20 protein-coding genes, 2 tRNA genes and 1 pseudogene are annotated in these 21,759 nt (G+C 72.2%); 8 read left to right on the top strand and 15 right to left on the bottom strand.

What is annotated here, in order from left to right:
* The first annotated feature begins 25 nt into the window (after positions 1–25).
* Positions 26–208: a DUF5326 family protein gene (locus Asera_RS05935; RefSeq protein WP_157034716.1), complete on the top strand. Its 183-nt coding sequence runs from the start codon at positions 26–28 to the stop codon at positions 206–208.
* 140 nt (positions 209–348) lie between these two features.
* Here Asera_RS05935 and Asera_RS05930 read toward each other — a convergent pair whose 3' ends face one another.
* Complete coding sequence (locus Asera_RS05930; RefSeq protein WP_280529705.1) at positions 349–1,155, bottom strand: SGNH/GDSL hydrolase family protein; 807 nt, start codon at positions 1,153–1,155, stop codon at positions 349–351.
* 346 nt (positions 1,156–1,501) lie between these two features.
* On the opposite strand from Asera_RS05930, the gene Asera_RS05925 reads away from it, so the two are divergent.
* Positions 1,502–2,206: a DsbA family oxidoreductase gene (locus tag Asera_RS05925; protein WP_084131073.1), complete on the top strand. Its 705-nt coding sequence runs from the start codon at positions 1,502–1,504 to the stop codon at positions 2,204–2,206.
* A gap of 242 nt (positions 2,207–2,448) precedes the next feature.
* Here the strand turns inward: Asera_RS05925 and Asera_RS05920 are convergent, their stop codons facing one another.
* From Asera_RS05920 to Asera_RS05910, 3 genes are all read right to left on the bottom strand, one after another.
* The gene (locus Asera_RS05920; RefSeq protein WP_030445319.1) at positions 2,449–3,006 is read right to left on the bottom strand and encodes a YbaK/EbsC family protein; all 558 of its coding nucleotides are present in this window, start codon (positions 3,004–3,006) and stop codon (positions 2,449–2,451) included.
* A 289-nt stretch (positions 3,007–3,295) separates the two neighbouring features.
* A complete protein-coding gene (locus tag Asera_RS05915; RefSeq protein ID WP_030445318.1) occupies positions 3,296–3,649 on the bottom strand; it encodes a VOC family protein in 354 nt (117 codons plus the stop codon).
* A gap of 56 nt (positions 3,650–3,705) precedes the next feature.
* The gene (locus Asera_RS05910; protein WP_030445317.1) at positions 3,706–4,182 is read right to left on the bottom strand and encodes a GNAT family N-acetyltransferase; all 477 of its coding nucleotides are present in this window, start codon (positions 4,180–4,182) and stop codon (positions 3,706–3,708) included.
* Between the two features lie 198 nt (positions 4,183–4,380).
* Between Asera_RS05910 and Asera_RS05905 the strand changes: the two genes are divergently transcribed.
* Positions 4,381–5,139 (top strand): phosphotransferase, encoded by a 759-nt coding sequence (locus Asera_RS05905; protein WP_030445316.1) that lies wholly within the window; start codon positions 4,381–4,383, stop codon positions 5,137–5,139.
* Between the two features lie 249 nt (positions 5,140–5,388).
* Here the strand turns inward: Asera_RS05905 and Asera_RS05900 are convergent, their stop codons facing one another.
* Positions 5,389–6,027 (bottom strand): maltokinase N-terminal cap-like domain-containing protein, encoded by a 639-nt coding sequence (locus tag Asera_RS05900; RefSeq protein WP_030445315.1) that lies wholly within the window; start codon positions 6,025–6,027, stop codon positions 5,389–5,391.
* 413 nt (positions 6,028–6,440) lie between these two features.
* Between Asera_RS05900 and Asera_RS05895 the strand changes: the two genes are divergently transcribed.
* The gene (locus tag Asera_RS05895) at positions 6,441–8,177 is read left to right on the top strand and encodes an MFS transporter (protein ID WP_051801987.1); all 1,737 of its coding nucleotides are present in this window, start codon (positions 6,441–6,443) and stop codon (positions 8,175–8,177) included.
* Positions 8,178–8,339: 162 nt separating this feature from the next.
* Here the strand turns inward: Asera_RS05895 and Asera_RS05890 are convergent, their stop codons facing one another.
* The 3 genes from Asera_RS05890 to Asera_RS05885 all read right to left on the bottom strand — a co-directional run bounded on the left by Asera_RS05890 (position 8,340) and on the right by Asera_RS05885 (position 10,853).
* Complete coding sequence (locus Asera_RS05890; RefSeq protein WP_169745812.1) at positions 8,340–9,584, bottom strand: amidohydrolase family protein; 1,245 nt, start codon at positions 9,582–9,584, stop codon at positions 8,340–8,342.
* Between the two features lie 189 nt (positions 9,585–9,773).
* The gene (locus tag Asera_RS33535; protein WP_280529704.1) at positions 9,774–9,908 is read right to left on the bottom strand and encodes a hypothetical protein; all 135 of its coding nucleotides are present in this window, start codon (positions 9,906–9,908) and stop codon (positions 9,774–9,776) included.
* Between the two features lie 561 nt (positions 9,909–10,469).
* Positions 10,470–10,853: a hypothetical protein gene (locus tag Asera_RS05885; RefSeq protein ID WP_030445313.1), complete on the bottom strand. Its 384-nt coding sequence runs from the start codon at positions 10,851–10,853 to the stop codon at positions 10,470–10,472.
* A 348-nt stretch (positions 10,854–11,201) separates the two neighbouring features.
* Here Asera_RS05885 and Asera_RS33530 point away from each other — a divergent pair.
* The 3 genes and pseudogenes from Asera_RS33530 to Asera_RS05870 all read left to right on the top strand — a co-directional run bounded on the left by Asera_RS33530 (position 11,202) and on the right by Asera_RS05870 (position 13,682).
* A pseudogene (locus Asera_RS33530) lies at positions 11,202–11,965 on the top strand (SDR family NAD(P)-dependent oxidoreductase).
* A 99-nt stretch (positions 11,966–12,064) separates the two neighbouring features.
* A complete protein-coding gene (locus tag Asera_RS05875; RefSeq protein WP_030445312.1) occupies positions 12,065–12,508 on the top strand; it encodes a carboxymuconolactone decarboxylase family protein in 444 nt (147 codons plus the stop codon).
* Between the two features lie 88 nt (positions 12,509–12,596).
* Positions 12,597–13,682: an amidohydrolase family protein gene (locus tag Asera_RS05870; RefSeq protein ID WP_084131067.1), complete on the top strand. Its 1,086-nt coding sequence runs from the start codon at positions 12,597–12,599 to the stop codon at positions 13,680–13,682.
* Here the strand turns inward: Asera_RS05870 and Asera_RS05865 are convergent.
* Positions 13,661–14,158: a YcxB family protein gene (locus Asera_RS05865; RefSeq protein WP_030445310.1), complete on the bottom strand. Its 498-nt coding sequence runs from the start codon at positions 14,156–14,158 to the stop codon at positions 13,661–13,663. The two genes, Asera_RS05870 and Asera_RS05865, sit on opposite strands and share 22 nt — an antisense overlap.
* Positions 14,159–14,368: 210 nt before the next feature.
* Here Asera_RS05865 and Asera_RS05860 point away from each other — a divergent pair, with 210 nt between their 5' ends.
* Positions 14,369–15,112 (top strand): phosphotransferase family protein, encoded by a 744-nt coding sequence (locus Asera_RS05860; protein ID WP_211255528.1) that lies wholly within the window; start codon positions 14,369–14,371, stop codon positions 15,110–15,112.
* Positions 15,113–15,581: 469 nt separating this feature from the next.
* Here Asera_RS05860 and Asera_RS05850 read toward each other — a convergent pair.
* The 6 genes from Asera_RS05850 to gyrB form a co-directional block, all read right to left on the bottom strand.
* Positions 15,582–15,654: transfer RNA gene (locus Asera_RS05850), tRNA-Ala, on the bottom strand.
* A gap of 119 nt (positions 15,655–15,773) precedes the next feature.
* Positions 15,774–15,902 carry a DLW-39 family protein gene (locus Asera_RS05845; RefSeq protein ID WP_211255515.1) on the bottom strand — a complete coding sequence of 43 codons (129 nt, stop codon included), beginning with the start codon at positions 15,900–15,902 and terminating at the stop codon, positions 15,774–15,776.
* A 57-nt stretch (positions 15,903–15,959) separates the two neighbouring features.
* A tRNA-Ile gene (locus tag Asera_RS05840) sits at positions 15,960–16,033 on the bottom strand.
* A gap of 208 nt (positions 16,034–16,241) precedes the next feature.
* Complete coding sequence (locus Asera_RS05835; protein ID WP_030445308.1) at positions 16,242–16,871, bottom strand: DUF3566 domain-containing protein; 630 nt, start codon at positions 16,869–16,871, stop codon at positions 16,242–16,244.
* Between the two features lie 3 nt (positions 16,872–16,874).
* Positions 16,875–19,355: a DNA gyrase subunit A gene (gene gyrA, locus Asera_RS05830; RefSeq protein WP_030445307.1), complete on the bottom strand. Its 2,481-nt coding sequence runs from the start codon at positions 19,353–19,355 to the stop codon at positions 16,875–16,877.
* A 77-nt stretch (positions 19,356–19,432) separates the two neighbouring features.
* The gene (gyrB, locus tag Asera_RS05825; protein ID WP_030445306.1) at positions 19,433–21,382 is read right to left on the bottom strand and encodes a DNA topoisomerase (ATP-hydrolyzing) subunit B; all 1,950 of its coding nucleotides are present in this window, start codon (positions 21,380–21,382) and stop codon (positions 19,433–19,435) included.
* Positions 21,383–21,759: the final 377 nt, after the last annotated feature.

The raw sequence follows: 21,759 nt of genomic DNA, 5'->3' as shown, positions 1-21,759 counted from the left end.
AGGTCAGACAGTGAAGGCGCTTCTGATGGCCGCACTCGTGGTGATCGGCCTGTTCGTCGCCGGATCGCTCGTCGTGTGGGCCGTGAAGGCATTCATCGGCGTCCTGTTCTACGTGCTCGTCGGCGCGCTGATCGTGGGCGGCGTGGTGTTCATCGCCGGCAAGGTGCGCAAGTCGGTCGGCGGCTCGAGCCGACGCCAGCTGCGCTGAACCGCGACCCAGCGAGCCGGGCGCAGCCCGGCGACCTGGACCGCGACGGCGGTTCGAGCGAACCGCCGTCGCCTGCATGCCGAGCCGCGGCCGGCGCTACCGGGTAGCGCCGTCGCCTGCATGCCGAGCCGCAGCCCGCGCTACCCGGTGGCGCCGTCGTCCAGCGGTTCGGCGGTCGCCTCGACCATCCGGTCCAGGGCGGGGCGCTTGGCGGTGATGCCGTCGCCGGACGACCGGCCGGTCAGCCGGCGGCGTACCCACGGGGCGAAGTAGCGGCCGGCCCAGCGCACGTCCTCGCTGCGGGCCCGCAGCCACGGACGGGCCGTCGCCGGCGGCAGATCCGCGCACCACGTCTCGTCGACCGGGACGCCCAGCGCCGCGAGCACCCGGCCGGCTGCCCGCCGGTGACCGACCGGCGACAGGTGCAACCGGTCCGGCGCCCACATCCGGCGGTCCACGAAGCCCCGGTCCCGCCACAGATCCGCCAGCACCGCGCCATGCCGTGCCGCGGTCTGCCGGATCACGTCGTTGTACGCCTCGGCGCGCTCCTCGATCACCCGCCGCGCCGGCAGCAGGAACGTCACGTCCGCGGCGGTGAGCAGCAGCACGGTGGCGCCGGTGTCGGACAGCCGGCCGACCACCCAGTCGAGCCGACGGCTGATCTTCGGCAGGTCGAAGCCGGGCCGCAGCGCGTCGTTGCCGCCGGCGACGAAGCTGACCAGCTCCGGCCGCATCGCGATCGCCAGCGGCACCTGCTCGTTCACGATGCCCTTGAACAGCCGGCCCCGGACGGCGAGGTTCGCGTACCGGAAGTCGGGGTTCTGCGCGGCCAGCACCTCGGCAACCCGGTCCGCCCAACCGCGGAAGGTACCGTCGGGGCGCGGGTCGACCATCCCCTCGGTGAAGCTGTCCCCCAGTGCGACGAAGCTGTTGAACTGCCGCGGCACGGCGGTCCGCCCCCTTACCTCCGTCCGGCGGGACGCTGTCGAATCCCCGCCGGGCCCCGTTCCCGAACGGTGTCAGGTTACCCGCAGGTACGGCTGCGGTTCCGGGGCAGGTTCGCCCGCGCCCATGCCGGGCTGGCGCCGGCTCCAAGGCGCCGCACGGGCACCGAAGCAGGCGCCGGGCAGGCACCGGACGGGCGCCGGACGGGCGCCGGACGGGCACCGGCTCCGAGGCGCTGCACCGGCCGACCACTGGCACCGTGATCTCCCCCACCGCCGCCTCGCCGGCCCCACGGCGCGAGGATGACATCGATGGAATCGCGAGGCGGTTGTTGCTGTTGCAACAACCGTGGACATCGATATCTACTCCGACGTGGCCTGCCCGTGGTGCTACCTGGGCAAGCGTCGACTCGAGCTGGCCCTGGAACGTTTCGACGGCGACGTCACCGTGCGGTGGCGGCCGTTCCAGCTGGACCCGTCCGCGCCGACCGAGCCGACCCCGCTGCAGCCCGCGCTCGCGGCGAAGTTCGGCGGGCTCGATCGCGTGCAACAGATGAACGACCAGATGGCCGAGCTGGGCCGGGCGGTCGGGCTGGACTACCGCTTCGGCGACGCGCAGCACGTCAACACCTTCCCGGCGCACCGGCTCGCCTGGTACGCGGAGCGGGAGGGGTACGGCATCGCGGTCACCGACGGGTTGTTCCGGGCGTACTTCACCGAAGGCCGCAACGTGGCCGATCCGGCCGTACTGCTGGAGGTGGGCGTTGCGGCAGGACTGGAGCGGGAAGCGCTTTCCGCGTTCCTCGACTCCGACGAGGGCAGCGCCGAGGTGGCGGCCGAGCTGGCCGAGGCGCAGCAGCTCGGCATCACCGGGGTCCCGACGTACGTGCTGGCCGGTAAGTACGCGGTGTCCGGGGCCCAGGAGCCCGACACCCTGCTGGAGGTGCTCAAAGAGGTGCAGCAACGGGAGTCGGCGATCACCCCGCTAACCACTCTGGGTGACACAACGGACACTCAGGCAGGTACCTGTACCGACGAGTCTTGCGCCATCTGAACCCACTCCCGACGGCCCGGCTCGATGACGAGCCGGGCCGTCGAGTTATCCACCGCGTTATCCACAGGTAGGGCGCCGGGCGGATCGATGTTTCACGTGCAACATCGCCGCGATCGATGGCTTCAGGATCGAGAGTGGATCGTTTTTCGAGGTCAGATGGCTTGCCGTGAGTTATCCACAGGTTTGTACACAGGCGATGTCGGCGGACTGTTGATAACCGGGCAAGCTGTGGACAACTCGGCTCAGTCCGTGGAAACCGGCCGGCCCAAACCCTCGCTGACCTCGGCGTTCGGCAGCATCGCGAGCACTTCACCGGGAACCAACAACTTGCTCCGGCGCAGCCCCGAACCGATCACGACGCGTCCCGCCGCCAGCACCGCCGGATCGACCAGTACCGGCCAGTCCGCCGGCAGCCCGACCGGCGTGATCCCGCCGTACTCCATCCCGGTCGACTCCACCGCGGCGTCCATCGGCGCGAAACTCGCCTTGCGGGCGGACAGCCGGCGGCGCACCAGCCCGTTCACATCGGCCCGGGTGGTCGCCAGCACGACACAGGCCGCGTACCGGGTCTCGTCGCCGCGGCGACCGGCCACCACGACGCAGTTCGCCGAGGTGTCCAGGGTGGTGCCGTAGGCAGCGCAGAACTCGGCGGTGTCGGCCAGCTCCGGATCGATCTCCGCGACCAGTACCTCGGTCACCGGCACGCTCGGCACCGACCAGGACCGCAACGCGGCCAGTACCGGCGCGGCCAGCAGGTCCGGCCGCTCCAGCGCCGGTGAAGTCTGCAACGTCGTCGTCATCCGGCCATCCTCACACCGGCCGCCGGGGCGCCCGGCACAGCCGCACCGGCGCGGCCACGTACCGGGACGGTGCGTCCCGGGAAAGCGCATACCGGGCGAGGCACGTCGGGCCCATCGCGCCAGCCGGGGCGCGGGTCAGGGACGGGCGAGGGGGCGGGCCAACCGGGACGCGGGCCGGGCGAAGGGCTCGCGCCAGCCGGGACGCGGGCCGGAGGGGGGCGGCGAACCGGGCCGGGACACCGCGCCGGGCGGGGACGTACCCGAACCGGATCGCGGGCTGGGCGCGGCGTCAGGACGGCGGGCGCAGCACGCAGAACTCGTTGTCCTCCGGGTCCGTCAGCACGTGCCAGCTCCAGCCGGCCTCCTCGATCGGGTCGGTGGTGCGCCGGCGCGCGCCGAGTGCCACCAGCCGGTCGACCTCGGCGTCCAGGTCGGCCACCCGCAGGTCCAGGTGCATCCGGTTCTTGCCGACCTTGGCCTCCGGCACCCGCTGCAGCAGCAGGTCGGGCCCGTCATCGGTGTGCGGCACCAGACTCAGGTAGCGGCCGACCGGCTCCCCCTCGACCCGGTAACCGAGCGCCGCCGCCCAGAATCGCGCCACCCGCCCGAGATCGCGGCAGTCCAGCACCGTCACCACGTGCATCGCTCACCCCAGCACATCGCTCGCCGCGGCCGGGCGTCCCGGCGTGCGGTCGATGATCACCCCAGCGGTAGGCGCCACTTCTCCTCGCCGACGTTCGGGTTCGACGGTAGCGGCTGCCGGTGCCCCGTCGGGCCGAAGCCGTACCGGCGGTAGAACGCCTGCGCGCGATCGTTGCCGTCGGCGACCCACAGCACCACGCCGGCCGGTCGCTGGCCCTTGGCCCAGGTCAGGAACCCGTCGACCAAGCCGGCGGCGACACCCCGCCCGCGGACCTCACCGCGCACCCACATGCCGATCAGGTGCAGGTCGGCGGAGTCCTCCTCGGCGAACCCGCCGACCAGACCGACCGGCGCACCGTCGAGCGCGACGAACCAGGTGGCGCGGTCGAGCTGAGCCCGCCACTGCCATTCGTCGAACGCCGCTTCCCGCTCGACCGTCGATGCGAACGCGTACGGCGCATCGGTGAGCGCGGCGAGCCGCACGTCCCGGTAGATCGCCCAGTCGTCGCCGGTCAGCTGCCGAATCTCGATCACCCGCCGAGTATGCCCACGGCGCGGTCCCGACCGCGGCAGGCGTCGGACACCGGATCCCCGCCGCACCGACCACCCACGCGGCTCGATATCGGTACGGCAAGGGCGGGCCGGCGGGTGAGGATGACCCGAGCCGATCGAGAGGTCCGTACCCGGCCGTCGCCGCCGTTCCGTCCGGACCTCGAAGGGAGCCGTACGCGGATGATCGAGGAACCGTTGACCGGGGGCAACGTCAACGCCGGGGTGGTACGCATCGGCGACACGGTACGGCGGCCGGCCGGGCCGTGGACCCCGGCGGTGCAGGCGCTGCTCGGCCACCTCGCGAGCGTCGGCTTCCGCGGCGCGCCCCGGCCGTACGGGCTGGACGAGCGCGGCCGGGAGGTGCTGGAGTACCTGCCCGGGAACGTGGCCTGGCCGGACCACTTCGACGCGCTGGAGGACAGTGCCGCGCTGGCCGCGGTCGGCCGGCTGATCCGCGAGTACCACGACGCGGTCGCCGGGTTCCGGCCGCCCGCCGACGCCCGCTGGCAGGCGCTGTGGCCGCCGCACGGCGACGAGATCATCGCGCACCACGACCTCGCGCCGTGGAACCTGGTCCTCGGCGACCGGCCGGCGTTCATCGACTGGGACGGCGCCGGCCCGGGCAGCCGGCTGTGGGATCTCGCGTACGCGGCGCACGGGTTCGTCCCGCTCGCGCCGCGCACCGGGGCGGACGGTGCCGCGGCCCGGCTGCGTACCCTCGCCGACGGCTACGGGCTGGCCGAGACCGACCGGTACGAGCTGGCCGAGCTGCTGGCGGTGCCGGCGCGGGCGATGTACGACCTGCTCGCGCGCGGCGCCGACACCGGCGAGCAGCCGTGGGCGCGGCTCTGGTCCGCCGGACACGGCACGGTGTGGCACGACGACGCCGAGTTCATCGAGCAGCGCCGGGACCGCTGGCGTACCGCCCTGCTCGCCTGAGCCCGCCGCGCACACACCCCCGCCCCGGGCCGGAGCGCCTCGCCGCCGGACCGGAGCGCATCCCCGCACCGGACCGGACGCCTCCACCGCACCGGACGGAACACCTCCGGCGCCGGACCGGGCGCTGCTCCGCACCGGACCCAAGCGTCTCCCGGACCGGGATCGGAGCGGCTCCCGTTGATCAAGGGATCGTGGCGTCCGTTCCTGGCAGGACGTGCCCGGATCCCGCGGTCAATGCCGCGGGGACGGTCAGGCCGGCCGGAACGTTGCCGTCGCGTAGGTGGCGCGCACCGGGGTGCCGTCCGGTCGTCGCCGGTTCGCCAGCACGCCCGGCACCGACTCGTCCGCCGGGGCGTCGCTGAGCACCCGGTTCAGCCGTACCGTCAGGGCGCCGCCCTCGGTGGCCACCCGTACCTCGGTGCCGCTGCCGGCGTCGACCGTCTCGAAGCCGGTCACGGTGAGCGGACCCTCGGTCGCCGGGCGCGTCGCGACCGTGGGATCCGGGACGTTGCTCGTGCTCTGCGCCTGCGGCTCGGCGACGCCCTGAATCAGCGCCACCAGCTGCGCCACCAGGACCGGGTCGTGGCCGCCGTCGTAGATCCAGCGCTGCCCCAGCACACCGTGCTCGGCGGTACCGAGCAGCGCGGCGTCGGCGCCGTCCAGCGGGGCGCCACGGTACGTCATCGGGACCAGGTAGGTGGTCGGGCCGTCGGCGACCGCCATGAACTCCACCCCGACGGCATCGGCCGGATCGTCCAGCCGGAAGCCACCCACGCGTTCCAGGTCCGGCCCGCCCGGCCGCGACCGGTACCAGGGCTGCTTCGGCAGCCAGTCGGTCAGCAACTCGAGCTTGCTCGGTACCAGCGTCGTCTGGTGAATGACGGCCATCTGCACTCCTCGATGTCCTGCCTGCGTCACCGTTCAGCGTCGCATCGGCCCGCCCGTCCCCGGTACCGCGGCGCCACGGATCACACCGCCGACCACCTGGCGTATGGTCGTCGTACCAGGACACCGACATCTCCTGCCGGGTGTAGCCGACGTCCGGGGCCGCGTCCCGCCCCGCGTCACCATGGACGGCTACCGGTCTTCGGGGTACGGACCGAGTCACGCGGACGCCCGCGGTCCGGCGCCTCGCCGGTTCCGCACGGGCACGAACCCCGCCCGCGGAACTGGACCCGTCGGCAGCGGAAAGGCAAACCACCGTGCCGACGCGTCTCGGCCGGCGATCCGCGCCCGCCTCCACCCTGTCCACCCCTCCCCGACACCACCCCGTGCGCACCGCCATCGGCCGATGCCCAGCGATGCTGCGTACCGGCATCCGCCGAATCCCGGCCATGCTGCGTACCGGCATCGGCCGATGCCCAGCGATGCTGCGTACCGGCGTCGGCCGAATCCCGGTCATGCTGCGCGACGGCATCGGCCGGTATGCCGCGGCGATCCACGTCGCCGGGGCCGTGCGGTACTACGCCGCGTCGCTGCCGATCCGGCTCGGCGCCGCCATGCTCAGCCTCGGCGTGCTCGTGCTGATCCGGCACGCGACCGGCGGGTACGCCACCGCCGGCGCGGTGGTCGGCACCCTCGCCGTCGCCGGTACCGTCGGCGCGCCGCTCACCGCCCGGATCACCAACCGGTACGGCCCGCGGCGGGTCTTGCCGGCGCTGACCGCCGGCAAAACGCTCGGCATGCTCGGCCTCGTCGCCGCGGTCACCGCCGCCGCACCGGTACCCCTCTGGTATGCCGCGGCCGTCGTCGCCGGGCTCTGCACGCCCGCCGCCGGCTCGCTGACCCGGGCCCGCTGGTCGGCGCTGGCGCCGGACCGGGCGGTGCTCTCCACCGGGTTCGCGCTCGAATCGCTGACCGACGACCTCACCTTCGTGGTCGGTCCGGTGCTCGCCACCGTCCTCGGCAGCCTCGTCCAGCCGGTAGTCGCACCGCTGCTCGCCGCGCTACTGGTACTGGTGGGCGGCATCGCGATGGCGACCCAGCGACGCCCAGCACCGGCTCTCCGTCGGCCGGACTCGGCCGTCCCCGGTGAACCGTCGACGGCGAGCCGTGCGCACGAACCCGCGACGCCGCCCGCGGCAGGCGACACGCCGGCCGCGACCGACGCCGGCCCGGCACCGACGACGCCGCGTGCCGGCGAGTCGTCGGTGCCGGCTGCCGCGCGCGAGCCACAGTCGACAGCCAGCGCGCGCGAAGCCCGGGCCACCGGCAGTCCGCGCAAAGCCTGGGCCACAGGCAGTCCGCGCGAGGCCCGGGCGACAGCCAGTGCGCGGCCAGCGGCGGGTGAAGCCCGCGTACCGCCGAGTGTCGCCGAGAACGCCAGGCCAGCCGCGGCCAGTGCAGGCGGACCGGGAGCGGCTCGGCGCCGCACTCTCCGGCGCGGCGCGGCCCGCGCGCTGGCGTTGCGGGTGAGGACCGGTGCGCTGGCCGCCCCGGCGTTGCGGGTGATCGCCGGCCCGCTGGCCGCGCCAGCGTTGCGGGTCATGGCCGGGGCGTTCGTCGCGACCGGCGTCGTGTTCAGCGGCGTCCAGGTGAGCATCGCCGCGGTCGCCAGCGGGTACGGTCAGGCCGCCGCGGCCGGGCCGGTGTACGGCTGCTTCGGCGTCGCCAGCATGTGCGCCGGCCTCGGCTACGGCGCGATCCGCGCCCGGTCCGCGCCGCACCGCCGGGTCGCCGTCGGGTTCGGCTGCCTCGCCGCCGGCTGCGCCCTGCTGCCGTTCGCCCCCGGACTCGCCCCGCTCGCCGCGGCGGTCGCGGTGCCCGGGCTCGCCGTCGCGCCGACGGTGATCGCCGGCAACACCGTGGTGCAGCAGCGGGTCGGTACCCGGCATTTGGCCGAGGCGTTCGCCTGGCTGGGCGGGGCGTGCTCGCTCGGCGTCGCGGTGGGTGCGGCGGCGGCCGGCCGGCTCGTCGACACGTACGGCCCGCGCGCCGGGTTCCTGCTCCCGATCCTCGCCGCCGCGGCCGCCGCCACCCTGGTCGCCCGCTGCGCCCGCACCCTCGCCCCCGCCGACCCGCGCCCCGATGAGCCGTGACCTCGGTGGACCGAGGCGCCGCCCCCGCCCGGTCGCGCCATCCGGGACCGCGGACCGCCGCAACCAACCGCGGCCCGACACCGCGCGGTCGTGCCAACCCGAGACCGCGGCACGTCACTGCCCCAACCGACCGCGCCGCCGACGTCGGCGCGGGCTCGGTGGTCAGGCCGGTGTCGACCCGGTCAGTTCGGCGACGATCCGGCGGTACTCGGCGGTGACCGCGGCGGCGTCCACCCGGGTCGGCGTGCCGTCCCGCAGCACCCACTCGCCGCCGACCAGCACGTGCCGGACCAGCGCGGCACACCCGTCGGTCAGTACCGACCAGGCCAGCGTGTCCGGGTCGCGGTGCACCGGGCCGAGCCGGTCGGCGTCCAGCAGCACCAGGTCGGCGGCCCGGCCGGGGGCGATCTCCCCGAGATCGTCGCGCGAGTAGCCGAGCGCACCGCCGCGGCCGGCCATCCGCAGCACGTCGGCCGGGCTCGCCCGCCGCGACCGGTCCGGCTCGCGCTGCTGCAGCAGCCAGGCGGCGCGCATGGTGCCCCACATGTCCGTGTCACCCCAGTCGGTGCCCAGCCCGAGCGTGACGCCCGCCCGCCGCCACTCGACCGCCGGCGGGATCCGCCCGTGCAGCGCCAGGTTCGACACCGGGCAGTGCACCACCGCGGCACCCGCCTCGGCCACCAGCGCAACGTCGGCAGCGTCCATCTCGCAGCCGTGGAAGAGCACCGTACGGGGGCCGAGCAGGCCATGCTGCCGGAGCACCTCGATCGTCGAGGCGCCCCACCGCTCCAGCACGAGTTCCCGCCGGCGCACCGTCTCCAGGCAGTGCAGCGCGAAGATCGGCTGGTACTCGTCCCGGTAGCGTTCGGCGAGCGCCACGGCCTCGGCGGTGAGGTCCTCCTCCGACTCGATGTTGACGGTGCAGCCGGCCGGATCGGCCACCTTCTCGATCCAGTCGTCGTACGCCTGCGGCAGCGACCGGATGCCCACCGCGGTACCGGCATCGGCCAGCAGCCGTGGCGAGTGCTCACCGAAGCCGCAGTCCGCCACCATCGTCACGCCCTGCCGCAGCAGGGTGAGGTACTCGTACCGGATGACGGCGGCGACCCGGTCGGCGTTCGCCGGGTCGTCCATCCAGGCGCCGACCCGCTGCTGGGCCCGCCCGGCCGGGGAGTCACCGAACCAGTCGAAGATCTCGTACCCGAACTCCAGCCCGCGGACGGCCGTCGACTGGCTGTGGAAGTGCCCGTTGACGAGCCCGGGCAGCACCACCAGGCCGGTGCAGTCCACATCGGACGGTCGACTGCCGGCCGGCTCGATCCGGCCGATCACCCCGTCCTCGATCTCGATGTCGGCCTCGACGAAGGTTCCGTCCGGACCCAGGTACCGCGCACGCGTCAACCACACGCCGGCCACCGTAACCGGGCCGCCGTCCGCCCGCGCACCAATTCGCCGGCCCAGCGCCCGCCCAGGCCCAGCGCTCAGGCCCAGCCGCTCAGGCCCAGCGCTCAGGCCGTAGGCCAGCGGCTCAGGCCGTAGGCCGGCGGCTCAGGCCTAGGCTCGGCGGCTCGGGCCTGGGGCGGGCCGGCATCGCCGTCATCCGTGCCGCCGGCGGCGCCAGTAGTCGACCGTGACCACGGCGAGCAGCGGCGCCCAGGCCACCAGCGGCTGATAGAGCAGCCCGACCAGCAGCCAGCCATCTCGGTCATGCCCGAATGCGGCAGCATCCACCAGAACAGCATCGGCGTCCACAACGCCGCGAGCACCGCTGCGCCGGCGCCCGCGATGGCGACCACCGTGAGGTACGGCAACGACCGTCCGCCGAGCACCGGCACCCACCGCGGCACCCGCTCGCCCCACGGGCGTACCAGCCCGAGCGTCGCCACCGCCGCCAGTTCGGTCAGCACGCTCAAGATGAGCAGGTACGCCGGGCCGGCGAAACCAGGCGGGCAGATCTCCAGCAGCCCGGCCGGCGTGTACCCGGACGGGCCGCCACACGCGACGATGATGCGCCACAGCCCCGACGGCAGGGCGGTCAGCGCCGCGGCGTGCGCCGCCCACACGACCCAGCGGCGCGGTCGACGAGCTGCCGAATTCGACACCGGGCGGGCGGGCGGGCAGAAGCGAAGCGGCTGTCATGGCTCGATACTGGCCTCGCGCGCGCCGTCGCCCCTTCCCTCGACGAGGGAGACCGCTCCCCCGCCCGGGGGAGATCCGGTACCGCACCGGAGGTCGCCGCCGCCGGGGGCGAACAGCTCAGGGCCCACGTTGGCCGCAGCCGTCACGCGCGTCTCAGAGGTTCTCCTCGTCGGCCGGTCCGCCTGTCGGCCCACCGGATCCCGGCCCACGGCCCGCGCCGTCGCCACCGGACGCCGGCCCACCGTCGCCACCAGACGCCGGCCCACCGTCCCCATCGTCGCCACCAGACGCCGGCCCCTCGTCCCTGTGGACGCCACCGGACGCGGCGCTGGGATCCTGCTCGCGCGGCGGCCAACCGCGGGGCATCACCCGGCTCGCGGCGAGCAGCGCCACGCCCGCCGCGCCGAACCCGACCGCGCACAGCGACAGGCACACATAGCCGCCGGCCGAGCCGGCCAGCACCCCGACCGCCGCCAGCACGACCACGACCGCCGACGCCACGCCGAGCACCAGCCCGACCACGCCCGCCACGACCACGCGCCCATCCTTGCACGCCGCGCCGGAACCACCACGCCGCGCAAGACCCAGCGTCGAATCCTCGAACCGACCGGGCAGGTACCGGTCACGGCGTCGACCCGGCACATCGACCGTCCGCGGTTCCGCGCCCGAGGCCGCCACCGAACCGGCTCATCGACCGGCCCGCCGTGCCCGAGATCGCCGCGTCGTACCAGGGCCCCGGCCGCGCCGCCGCCGCTGCGACCCGGGCCCACCCGGCGTTCACGAGCGGGGGCAGCGTGCTCGCGCCTGCCGGCACGCCACGGCGTTGCCTCCGTGGCTCACCCGGCAGGCCCTCACCTGCTGACCGACGGGCCCTAACCTGCTGGGATGAGCCATTCGACCAGCCCGGTCGTTCTCGTCACCGGCGCCGGGCACGGCATCGGCCGCGCGACCGTACGAAAGTTCCGCGCCACCGGGGCGCGTGTGCTCGCCGCCGACGTCGACCTCACCGCCGCGCAGCAACTCGCCACCGACCCCGGCGTACTCGCCGCGCACCTGGACGTGACCGACCCGGCATCCGTCGACGCCTGCGTCGCCGAGTGCATCGCCCGGTTCGGCCGGTGGACGACCTGGTCTGTACCGCCGGCGGCGACAAGGACAGCCCGCCGAGCTTCCTGGACGAGACCGACGACGACTGGCGCCGGCTGGTCGAGCTCAACCTGTACGGCGTGGTCCGGTGCATCCGGGCGGCGGTACCGCGGATGACGGCCGGCGGCGCGATCGCCCTCGTCGGGTCGGTGAACGGGCTCGCCGCCTGGGGCGGTGCCCCGTACTCGGCGGCGAAGGCCGGACTGGTGAACCTCACCCAACAGCTCGCGGCGGAGTTCGGGCCGCGCGGCATCCGGGTGAACCTGGTGGCGCCGGGCACCATCCGTACCCGGGTCTGGGACGACCAGCCGGGTCGGCCGGACCAGATGTCGGTGCTGTACCCGCTCGGTCGGATCGGCGAGCCGGCGGACGTCGCCAACGCGCTCGCCTTCCTGTGCTCGCCCGACGCGTCCTGGATCACCGGGGTGACGCTGCCGGTCGACGGGGGTGCCTCGGCCGGCCCGCGCCACCTGTTCACCCGGCTGCCCGACCGCACCCCCTGACCGCGGTGGCCCGGTCCGGCCGTGACGCGCTTCACGTCACAGCTCGCGGCACGGTCGCGTCTACCTGGTGAGACGCATCCGTACGAGGGGAGAACGACGATGAGCAACCAACGGCTCGCCATGACCAGCCTGCAGGCCGGTTTCCAGCAGGTGATGGGGCTGCAGAACTTCGTCAACGAGCGGGTCGACGGCAGCCTGCTGCACCTGATCCAGCTGCGCGCCTCCATCCTGAACGGGTGCGCGTTCTGCATCGACATGCACAGCCGCGAGGCGGCCGCCGCGGGCGAGGACAGCCGCCGGCTGTTCGCGGTGGCGGCCTGGCAGGAGGGCCCGTTCTTCGACGACCGGGAGCGCTCGGTCCTGGCGCTGACCGACGCGGTGACCAAGCTCGGCCCGGACGGGGTGCCGGACGAGGTGTGGGAGCCCGCCACCAAGCACTTCAGCGACCAGGAGCTCGCCGACCTGATCCTCGCGATCGCCGTGATCAACGTGTGGAACCGGGTCAGCATCACCAACCGGACGCAGCCGCCGAAGCACGTCTGACCTGCTCGCCCGCGTACCGTGAGGGTCCTCGTGGAAGGGGGCCGCACGCCGTTCCGCGGGGATCTTCGAGTACGGACAGGGAGAGCCGATGGTGCTACGGGTACGCGGGCGCGCTCTGCCCGACGGTCGCTGGCTCGATCTGTACGCCGACGGCGACCGGTGGGCGACCGACCCGGTGCCGGGGGCGGACCTCGTCGCCGAGGGCTGGCTGCTGCCCGGTCTCGTCGACGCGCACACCCACCCCGGCGCCGAAAGCCCGGGCCAGCCGCTCGATCCCGACATGCTCCGGGCCGACCTGCACGATCATGTCGCCGCCGGGGTGACGATGATCCGCGCGCCGGGCATCGCCGGCGAACCGCCCGCCTGGTTCGGCGCCGATCCCGACGTACCCCGCGCCGTGCACGCCGGGCCGTGGATCGCCCAGCACGACACCTTCTTCGACGGCTGGGGCCGGCGCGCCGACCTCGCCGACCTGCCCGGCGTCGCGGCCGAGCAGGCCCGCCGTACCGGCTGGGCGAAGATCATCACCGACTGGCACCCCGGCGACGAACCGGTGCCGGCCGAGGTGCTGCGCGAGACGGTGCGCCGGGTGCACGAGGTCGGCGGCCGGCTCGCGGTGCACTCCCAGCACGCCGCCGGCGGCGCCGCCGCGGTCGCCGCCGGGGTCGACTCGCTGGAACACGGCATGTGCCTGGATCCCGCACTGTTGAGCCAGATGGCGGCGCAGGGCACGGCGCTGACCCCCACCCTCGCGACCATCACCGACTCGCTGCACCGGGTCGAGCAGCAGCCGGACAGCCCCCGACGCCGCTGGTACCTGTCCGGTGCCGGTGTGCACGCCGCACTGGCCGCCGCCGCGGCCGAGGCGGGCGTCACGCTGCTCGCCGGTACCGACTCGCGACCGCACGGCCGGGTCGCCGACGAGGTACGCGCCCTGGTCGCCGCGGGGGTGCCGGCCGACGCCGCGCTCGGCGCCGCGTCCTGGACGGCCCGCTCGTACCTCGGGTTGGACGGCCTGGTCGACGGCGCACCGGCCGACGCCGTCGTCTACGACGCCGACCCGCGCACCGATCTGTCCACACTGGACCGACCGCTCGCCGTCGTGCTCCGCGGCACGGTCCGGCACCACGCTGACCGCACCGGCGCAGGCGGTCAACTGGTCGATGGGCCGTAGGTCAGCAGACCGCGCTCGGTCAGGAGTTCGCGGAGCTGCTCGTCCTGGTCACCGGTGAGGCCGGCTCGGGGCAGATCGACGTACTGTTGCGAACCGACGAACAGCAGGTACGCGTACGGCTTCTGCCGGGCCCGGGTGAAGGCGCCCCAGCCGTAACGGCCGCAGAAGATGTCGGACTCGACCGTCAGCCCGTCCGCGTCGCAGACGATCCGGCGCGGGTCCGACGCGTACGACGGCAGCCGCCTGAGGGCTCGGCGCACCGGGAACAGCATCGACTGCACCAGCAGGACGAGCACGAGCAGCACGGCCACCCCGGCGACGACAGCACCGCGGCTGCCCGTCGCGAAACACAACCCGACCGCCACCACCAGAAGCCAGAACAGGTAGACGGTCCACCGCGAATCCGACCTCAGTCGATCCCGCATCAGCTGCCGCCAGTACTGCTCGTCCCGACGTGCCGTGAACTCGACGCGCATCGCACTCCCGCCCGCTCCACCAACGCACCGACAGAGTTCCAACCCGCAGCGTCCCTGTCGACCCCGGCGTCCGATCGCGCGCAATCCACCCGGTCGTAACACCCGGCCGTACCGCGCGACGCGGATTGGCTCGACGCGCCCGGTCGCGCCCAGGCCGTACCCCGGCCGCGGGCGACAAACCCGTTGGCGGGTTGGGGGCCAGCCGCGATGATGATCGGCGTGGACGAGATCGAGGTCGTCGTCGGGCATCGGGAGCGCACGACGCTGCGGGTCGGCGACATGTTCCTGAAGGTCGACTCCGACCCGGCCCGGCTCGACGTCGAGGTCGAAGCGATGGCCAGGGCACCGATCCCGACCGCGGAAGTGCTCTGGCACAAGCCGTCGGTACTCGCGCTCGCCGCCCTGCCCGGTACGGCGCTCGGCATCCTCGGTGAGCCGTCGCCCGCGTCACCGGCGGCATGGGCCGCGGCCGGCACCGCCGTACGGAGGCTGCACGACGCGCCGCTTCCGCCCTGGCCGGGTAAGAACCAGGACGCGATCGCCGCGCATCTCGACACCGAATGCGACTGGCTGGCGGCGAACGATGTCCTGCCCGCCGACCTGGTCGCCCGCAACCGGCGGATCGCCGAGGCCGCGTTCCGACCGTTCACGCCGGTGTTCATCCACGGCGACCTGCAGCTCACCCACGTGTTCGTGGACGGTGACGAGGTCACCGGGGTACTCGACTGGTCCGAGGCCGCACCGGGCGACGCACTGTACGACCTCGCCATCCTGACGCTGGGGCACGAGGAACACCTCACCGACGTCGTGGCCGGCTACGGTACCGGCGTCGACCTCGATGTGGTCCGCGCCTGGTGGTCGGTGCGCAGCCTGAGCGCCGCCCGCTGGTTGATCGAACACGGCTTCGACCCGGATTCACCGGGCTGCGAGTTCGAGGTGCTGCGATCCCAGTAGCACGAACCCGGTAGCCAGCCCGCCGACGGCACCGCGAGCGCCCGGCGTGCCAGGCTGCCCGTATGGCGACCGCACCGAAAGACGTACTGCTGTGGACGCTGAACGGCCTCTCCGAACGCGACCTGCGGCTGCCCGTACGCCGACCGGAGCCAACCTGCTGGGCATCGTCAAGCACGCGCTGCGCACCGAGGTCGTCTACTTCGGACCCGCCTTCGGTCGCGAGTGGCCCACGCCGGACGAACTGGTGTCCGCGACGCCGCGGTGCAGCTCGTCGCATCCAGCGGACGTGCCCAGGAGGTCTCGGTGGCCGGCCTTCCGGTTCCGGACGCGCTGAGGATGACGGGGCCCCGGCGCTTATCCCTGCCTAGCGCTGCCGCTTGCTGAGTTCTGCTGACTTTCGCGGGCCAGTGCCGACCGCTACTGCGGTCCGCTGGCCCGCTTCTGTCGCGTTGACCTGGGAAACTCCGGGTGGAGCTGAGGGGACTTGAACCCCTAACCCCCGCCTTGCAAAGGCGATGCTCTGCCAGTTGAGCTACAGCCCCGGGAAACGGCACTGTCGAAGAACAGCACTGCCCAAGAAACAGCACCGTAGCCCGACGGCTGGGATCGCCGCCGGGCCGGTGTGTGTTCCGGACCGGGTCGGGGACCCGGCCCGATGCTATTAGCGAAGGTCAGGAGACGTGGTGGCCTCGTGCCAGAGCGCACGCTCGTCGTTCGCGTCCTTGACCTTCTTCGCCACCAGCGCAGCGACGCCGACAACCGCGGCGACGATCAAAAGCTTCTTCACCATCTGTCCCCTAGTTGCGAATCTCGCCGGCCGCGGACGGTCGACGCAACGGCTCGGGAGTGGGGCTAGCTGGAATCGAACCAGCGACCTCATCGTTATCAGCGATGCGCTCTAACCGACTGAGCTATAGCCCCCTGCGCGAGCCTGAAGATTACCCCATGGCTGCCCGGTCGGCGCCACCCGGGGTCGGCGTGGCGACGCAGTGCACCCACCGCCGGGTGTCGACCCGGCGGCATCGCCGACGGTACCAGCGAACCGCGCACCGGTCGCCCGAATCGGGCTCCACAGAGACGATTCCGGCCCGGCACCGCACGGGTACCGGGCCGGATCGGTGGACCTGGGTCAGTCCTTCTCGGACAGCGTCACCTCGATGCCGCCGACCAGGTCGGAGCACACGTTGTAGATGAACGCGCCGAGCGTGGACAGCGCGGTGAACAGCACCATGTTGACCACACCGAGCAGGGCTGCGACGCCGATCACACCCTTGGCGGTGATCTGCAGGTTGAAGCCCTTGCCGTCGGAACCGGCGGACCCGATCAGCGAGGTGAGCGTCTTGTTGATGCTCTCGAACACGCCCATCGTGTCCAGCGCCAGGTACAGCACCGAGGTGGCCACGACCATCACGATGAACAGCACCAGCGACACCGCGAAGGCGAACTTCATCACCGACCACGGGTCGATGCGCTTGAGGTGCAGACGCGCCCGCCGTGGTCCGCGCGATGCGGCCGCCGACACGGTCGCCCGTGCCGCCCGGACCGCGTCGGCGACCTGAGCCTTGGCCGGGCCGCCGTCCGGTGGCGCGGACACCGGCCCGGTCGGCGGCGGGTTCATGCCCGGCGGCCGCACGAACTTGCTCGTGGCCGACGGGTCGGCCGAGGGCACGGTGGCGCGCCCGACGGTCCTGTTGCCCTGCCCGTTGGCCGAGGGGCCGGAGCGCGCCGCGGCGGTCTCGTGCGTCTTGGCCTCAGTCATACGTCAGTCCTGTTCCTCGGGCTCGTCCGCGTTGCGGGTGATCGCCACCAGCGTCACGCCCGCGGGAAGGTCCATCAACTTGACCCCCATTGTGTTCCGGTCCCGGGTCCGCCGTACAGGCTTCACCGGAGTCCGGATTACTCCACCGTTGGACGTGATAGCGAACAACTCGTCCTCGGGCGACACCGCGAGTGCACCGACAAGTTGACCACGCCTGGTGGTGATCTTGGCGGTCAGTACCCCCTTGCCGCCCCTGTTCTGGGTGGGGTATTCCTCCACCGGAGTCCGCTTCGCGTACCCGCCGTCGGTGGCCACGAGGATGTCCATACCCTCCTTGACCACCTCCATCGTCAGCAGCACGTCTCCGTTGGTGAACCGCATGCCGATCACCCCGGCGGTGGCCCGCCCCATCGGCCGCAGCGACTCGTCGGTCGCCTTGAACCGGATGGCCTGGGCGTTCGCGCTGACCAGCAGCAGGTCGTCCTCCGGCCCGATGAGCGCGGCCTTGACCACCTCGTCCTCGTCGCGCAGGTTGATCGCGATGACCCCGCCGGACCGGTTCGAATCGAAATCGGACAGCTTGGTCTTCTTGACCACACCGCTCTTGGTGGCGAGCACCAGGTACGGCGCGACCTCGTAGTCGGCGATCTCGATGACCTGCGCGATGTGCTCGTCCGGCTGGAAGGCGAGCAGGTTCGCCACGTGCTGGCCCTTGGCCGCGCGGCTCGCCTCGGGCAGCTCGTACGCCTTCGCCCGGTAGACCCGGCCCTTGTTGGTGAAGAACAGGATCCAGTCGTGCGTCGAGCAGACGAAGAAGTGATCGACCAGGTCGTCCTGGCGCAGCTGGGCGCCCTGCACGCCCTTGCCGCCGCGCCGCTGCGAGCGGTACAGGTCGACCTTGGTGCGCTTGGCGTAGCCGCCGCGGGTGATCGTCACGACGACGTCCTCGCGGGCGATCAGGTCCTCGATCGACACGTCGCCGTCGAACGGAACGATCTTGGTGCGCCGCTCGTCGCCGTGCTTCCGGACGATCTCCGCGAGCTCCTCGGAGACGATCTTCCGCTGCCGCTCCGGCCTGGCCAGGATGTCCTGCAGGTCGGCGATGGTGGCCTCGATGTCGGACAGTTCCTGGATGATCTTCTGCCGTTCCAGGGCGGCCAGCCGGCGCAGCTGCATGTCGAGGATCGCGGTGGCCTGCACCTCGTCCACGTCCAGCAGCTCGATCAGGCCGGTCCGGGCCGCGTCCGCGCTCGGCGAGCGGCGGATCAGCGCGATGACCTCGTCCAGCTGGTCGAGCGCCTTGACCAGACCGCGCAGGATGTGGGCCCGCTCCTCGGCCTTGCGCAGCCGGTACCGGGTGCGCCGGACGATGACCTCGATCTGGTGCTTGACGTAGAGCAGCAGGAACTGCGCCAGGTTGAGGGTGCGCGGCACGCCGTCGACCAGCGCCAGCATGTTCGCGCCGAACGTCTCCTGCAGCTGGGTGTGCTTGTACAGGTTGTTGAGCACGATCTTGGCGACCGCGTCGCGCTTGAGCACCAGCACCAGGCGCATGCCGGTACGGCCGGAGGACTCCTCGCGGATGTCCGCGATGCCGCTGATCTTGCCTTCCTTGACCAGCTCGGCGATCCGCTCGGCCAGGTTGTCCGGGTTGACCTGGTAGGGCAGCTCGGACACCACGAGCATGGCGCGGCCCTTGGCGTCCTCCTCGACGTCCACCACCGCGCGCATCCGGATCGAACCACGCCCGGTCCGGTACGCGTCGAGGATGCCCTGGGTGCCGACGACCAGGCCCTTGGTCGGGAAGTCGGGGCCCTTGACGATGCCGATCAGCGCTTCGAGCGCCTCTTCCTCGGTCGCGTCGGGGTGCGCCAGGCACCACTGCACGCCGTCCGCGACCTCGCGCAGGTTGTGCGGCGGGATGCGGGTCGCCATCCCGACCGCGATCCCCTCCGAGCCGTTGACCAGCAGGTTCGGGAAGCGGGCCGGCAGGACGTCGGGTTCCTGGGTGGTGCCGTCGTAGTTCGGCGAGAAGTCGACGGTGTCCTCGTCGATGTCCCGCAGCATCTCCATGGCCAGCGGGTCGAGCCGGCACTCGGTGTACCGCATGGCGGCGGCCGGGTCGTTGCCCGGGGAGCCGAAGTTGCCGTTGCCGTCGATCAGCGGCGCCCGCATCGACCACGGCTGGGCCATCCGGACCAGCGAGTCGTAGATCGCCGAGTCGCCGTGCGGGTGGTAGTTACCCATCACGGCGCCGACGACCTTGGCGCACTTGACGTACCCCCGGTCGGGGCGCACGCCGTCGTCGAACATGCCGTACAGAATCTTGCGGTGGACCGGCTTGAGGCCGTCCCGCACCTCGGGCAGCGCGCGGCCGACGATCACGCTCATCGCGTAATCGAGGTACGACCGCTGCATCTCGACTTCGAGCCCGACCGGCTCGATCCGGTCTCCGCCGCCCGGCGGCACCGTCGTCTCGGTCACGAATTACCTCTTCGCTGTGGATATCGCTGTGGACAGTGTGGATGATCAGCCACTCAGCGTGGCCGCAAGGTCACCGGTCAGATGTCGAGGAACCGGACGTCCTTGGCGTTGCGCTGAATGAACTCCCGACGCGACTCCACGTCCTCACCCATCAAAACGCTGAACAGCTCGTCGGCGGTTGCGGCGTCGTCCAAACTGACCTGTGACATCAGCCGGGTGGCCGGGTTCATCGTGGTGTCCCACAGCTCGTGGTAGTTCATCTCACCCAGACCCTTGAACCGCTGGATGTCGTCCGGCTTCGCGTTCGCGCGCTTCTCCTGCCGCATCGCGATCAACCCGTCGCGCTCCCGGTCGGAGTACGCGTACTGGACGTCGTCGCCCTTCTTGTTCCACTTGATCTTGTAGAGCGGCGGCCGGGCCAGGTAGACGTGGCCCATCTCCACCAGCGGCCGCATGAACCGGAACAGCAGCGTCAGCAGCAGCGTGGTGATGTGCTGGCCGTCCACGTCGGCGTCGGCCATCAGCACGATCTTGTGGTAGCGCAGCTTGCTGATGTCGAAGTCCTCGTGGATGCCGGTGCCGGCGGCGGTGATGATCGCCTGGACCTCGTTGTTCTTGAGGACCCGGTCGATCCGCGCCTTCTCCACGTTCAGGATCTTGCCGCGGATCGGCAGGATCGCCTGGATCTGCGGGTTGCGGCCCTGCTTGGCGGAGCCACCGGCCGAGTCGCCCTCCACGATGAAGATCTCGCACTCGCGCGGATCGGTGGACTGGCAGTCGGCCAGCTTGCCCGGCATCGAGCCGGCCTCCAGCAGGCTCTTGCGGCGGGCCAGCTTGCGCGCCTGCGCGGCGGCGGCGCGGGCCCGGGCGGCCGCGGACGCCTTGGTGATGATCACCTTGGCCTCGCTGGGGTTGCGCTCCAGCCAGTCGACCAGCCACTCGTTGCAGACCCGCTGGACGAAGCTCTTCACCTCGGTGTTGCCGAGCTTCGTCTTCGTCTGGCCCTCGAACTGCGGCTCGGCCAGCTTCACCGAGATGATCGCGGCCAGGCCCTCGCGGATGTCCTCACCGCCGAGCTTGTCGTTGCCCTTGAGGAGCTTCTTGTCCGCGCCGTACTTGTTGATCACGCTGGTCAACGCGGCCCGGAAGCCCTCCTCGTGGGTACCGCCCTCGATCGTGTTGATCACGTTGGCGAACGTGTACACGCTCTCGCCGTACGACTCGTTCCACTGCATCGCGATCTCGACCGACATGCCGTCGGTCTGCCCGTCGAACGAGATGATCGACTTGTGGATCGGCGTCTTCTTCGCGTTCAGGTGCGCGACGAAGTCTGCGATGCCGTTCTCGTACTGGAAGGTCTCGGTGACGATCTCCGGCTGGTCCTCCGACGTGCGCTCGTCGGTGAAGACGATCTTCACGCCGCCGTTCAGGAACGCCGTCTCCTGCAGCCGGCGGTGGATCGTCTCGTGGTTGAACTCGACCGTCTCCATGATCGAGCCGTCCGGCCAGAACGACACGCTGGTGCCGGTGCGCTCGGTGCGCTCACCCTGCTCCAGCGGCCCGGGCTTGGAGTGCTCGTAGTTCTGGTGCCAGGTGTATCCCTTGGTCCAGATCTCGACCTCCATCCGGACCGACAGGGCGTTGACCACCGAGACGCCGACGCCGTGCAGGCCGCCGGACACCGCGTACGCCTTGCTGTCGAACTTGCCGCCGGCGTGCAGCACGGTCATGGCGACCTCGACGCCGGGCTTCTTCAGCTTCGGGTGCAGGTCGACCGGGAAACCACGGCCGTTGTCGATCACCCGCACGCCACCGTCGGACAGCAGGGTGACCTCGATCTCGTCGGCGTAGCCGGCCATCGCCTCGTCGACGGCGTTGTCCACCACCTCCCAGACCAGGTGGTGCAGGCCACGCTCGCCGGTGGAGCCGATGTACATGCCGGGCCGCTTGCGGACCGCCTCCAGGCCCTCGAGGACCTGGATCGACGCTGCCGTGTAGTCGCTCTGCTTCTGCTTGGGGGCTGCCACCCTCTGTCACTTTCTCCGCGAGCCGGCAGTGGAGCCGGGTGCCGGGCCGCGAGGGTCGGGCGAACGCGGGCAGCGAACGGCACGCGCACCCGCCACGGCGGGTCGGGAAGGGATTCCGGGCCTGGTGCATCGAACCGGACATCCCGCCGTCGGCCGGATGTCGGCCCACGCCCCCTCAGCACGAAGGTCGTCGGGGTCGCCGGCCAGCGGCCGAGGCCCCGCGGCCTCCCACGCGTGCCGATCGATCCCCGCGCTTGCGGGTCGAACGGCTGAACTCCGCGTCAATATTACTTGGCTCTGCCGACATAACCGCGATGCGGCACCCCTGACGTGGCCGAGAAGACCAGAAAAAGCGGGTGGACGCACCCCCCTACCAG

The sequence above is a fragment of the Actinocatenispora sera genome, assembly GCF_018324685.1.
Lineage (GTDB): Bacteria > Actinomycetota > Actinomycetes > Mycobacteriales > Micromonosporaceae > Actinocatenispora > Actinocatenispora sera.
Note: the sequence above shows the minus strand (reverse complement) of the source record. Positions and strands in the feature narration are given on the sequence as shown.

What these genes read in the sequence shown, in the direction of transcription:
- Asera_RS05935 (WP_157034716.1), top strand. Translation starts at nt 26, where the DNA reads ATGGCCGCACTCGTGGTGATCGGCCTGTTCGTCGCCGGATCGCTCGTC.
- Asera_RS05920 (WP_030445319.1), bottom strand. Translation starts at nt 3,006, where the DNA reads ATGACGACGACGTTGCAGACTTCACCGGCGCTGGAGCGGCCGGACCTG.
- Asera_RS05915 (WP_030445318.1), bottom strand. Translation starts at nt 3,649, where the DNA reads ATGCACGTGGTGACGGTGCTGGACTGCCGCGATCTCGGGCGGGTGGCG.
- Asera_RS05905 (WP_030445316.1), top strand. Translation starts at nt 4,381, where the DNA reads ATGATCGAGGAACCGTTGACCGGGGGCAACGTCAACGCCGGGGTGGTA.
- Asera_RS05900 (WP_030445315.1), bottom strand. Translation starts at nt 6,027, where the DNA reads ATGGCCGTCATTCACCAGACGACGCTGGTACCGAGCAAGCTCGAGTTG.
- Asera_RS05895 (WP_051801987.1), top strand. Translation starts at nt 6,441, where the DNA reads ATGCTGCGTACCGGCATCCGCCGAATCCCGGCCATGCTGCGTACCGGC.
- Asera_RS05875 (WP_030445312.1), top strand. Translation starts at nt 12,065, where the DNA reads ATGAGCAACCAACGGCTCGCCATGACCAGCCTGCAGGCCGGTTTCCAG.
- Asera_RS05870 (WP_084131067.1), top strand. Translation starts at nt 12,597, where the DNA reads ATGGTGCTACGGGTACGCGGGCGCGCTCTGCCCGACGGTCGCTGGCTC.
- Asera_RS05865 (WP_030445310.1), bottom strand. Translation starts at nt 14,158, where the DNA reads ATGCGCGTCGAGTTCACGGCACGTCGGGACGAGCAGTACTGGCGGCAG.
- Asera_RS05860 (WP_211255528.1), top strand. Translation starts at nt 14,369, where the DNA reads ATGATCGGCGTGGACGAGATCGAGGTCGTCGTCGGGCATCGGGAGCGC.
- Asera_RS05845 (WP_211255515.1), bottom strand. Translation starts at nt 15,902, where the DNA reads ATGGTGAAGAAGCTTTTGATCGTCGCCGCGGTTGTCGGCGTCGCTGCG.
- Asera_RS05835 (WP_030445308.1), bottom strand. Translation starts at nt 16,871, where the DNA reads ATGACTGAGGCCAAGACGCACGAGACCGCCGCGGCGCGCTCCGGCCCC.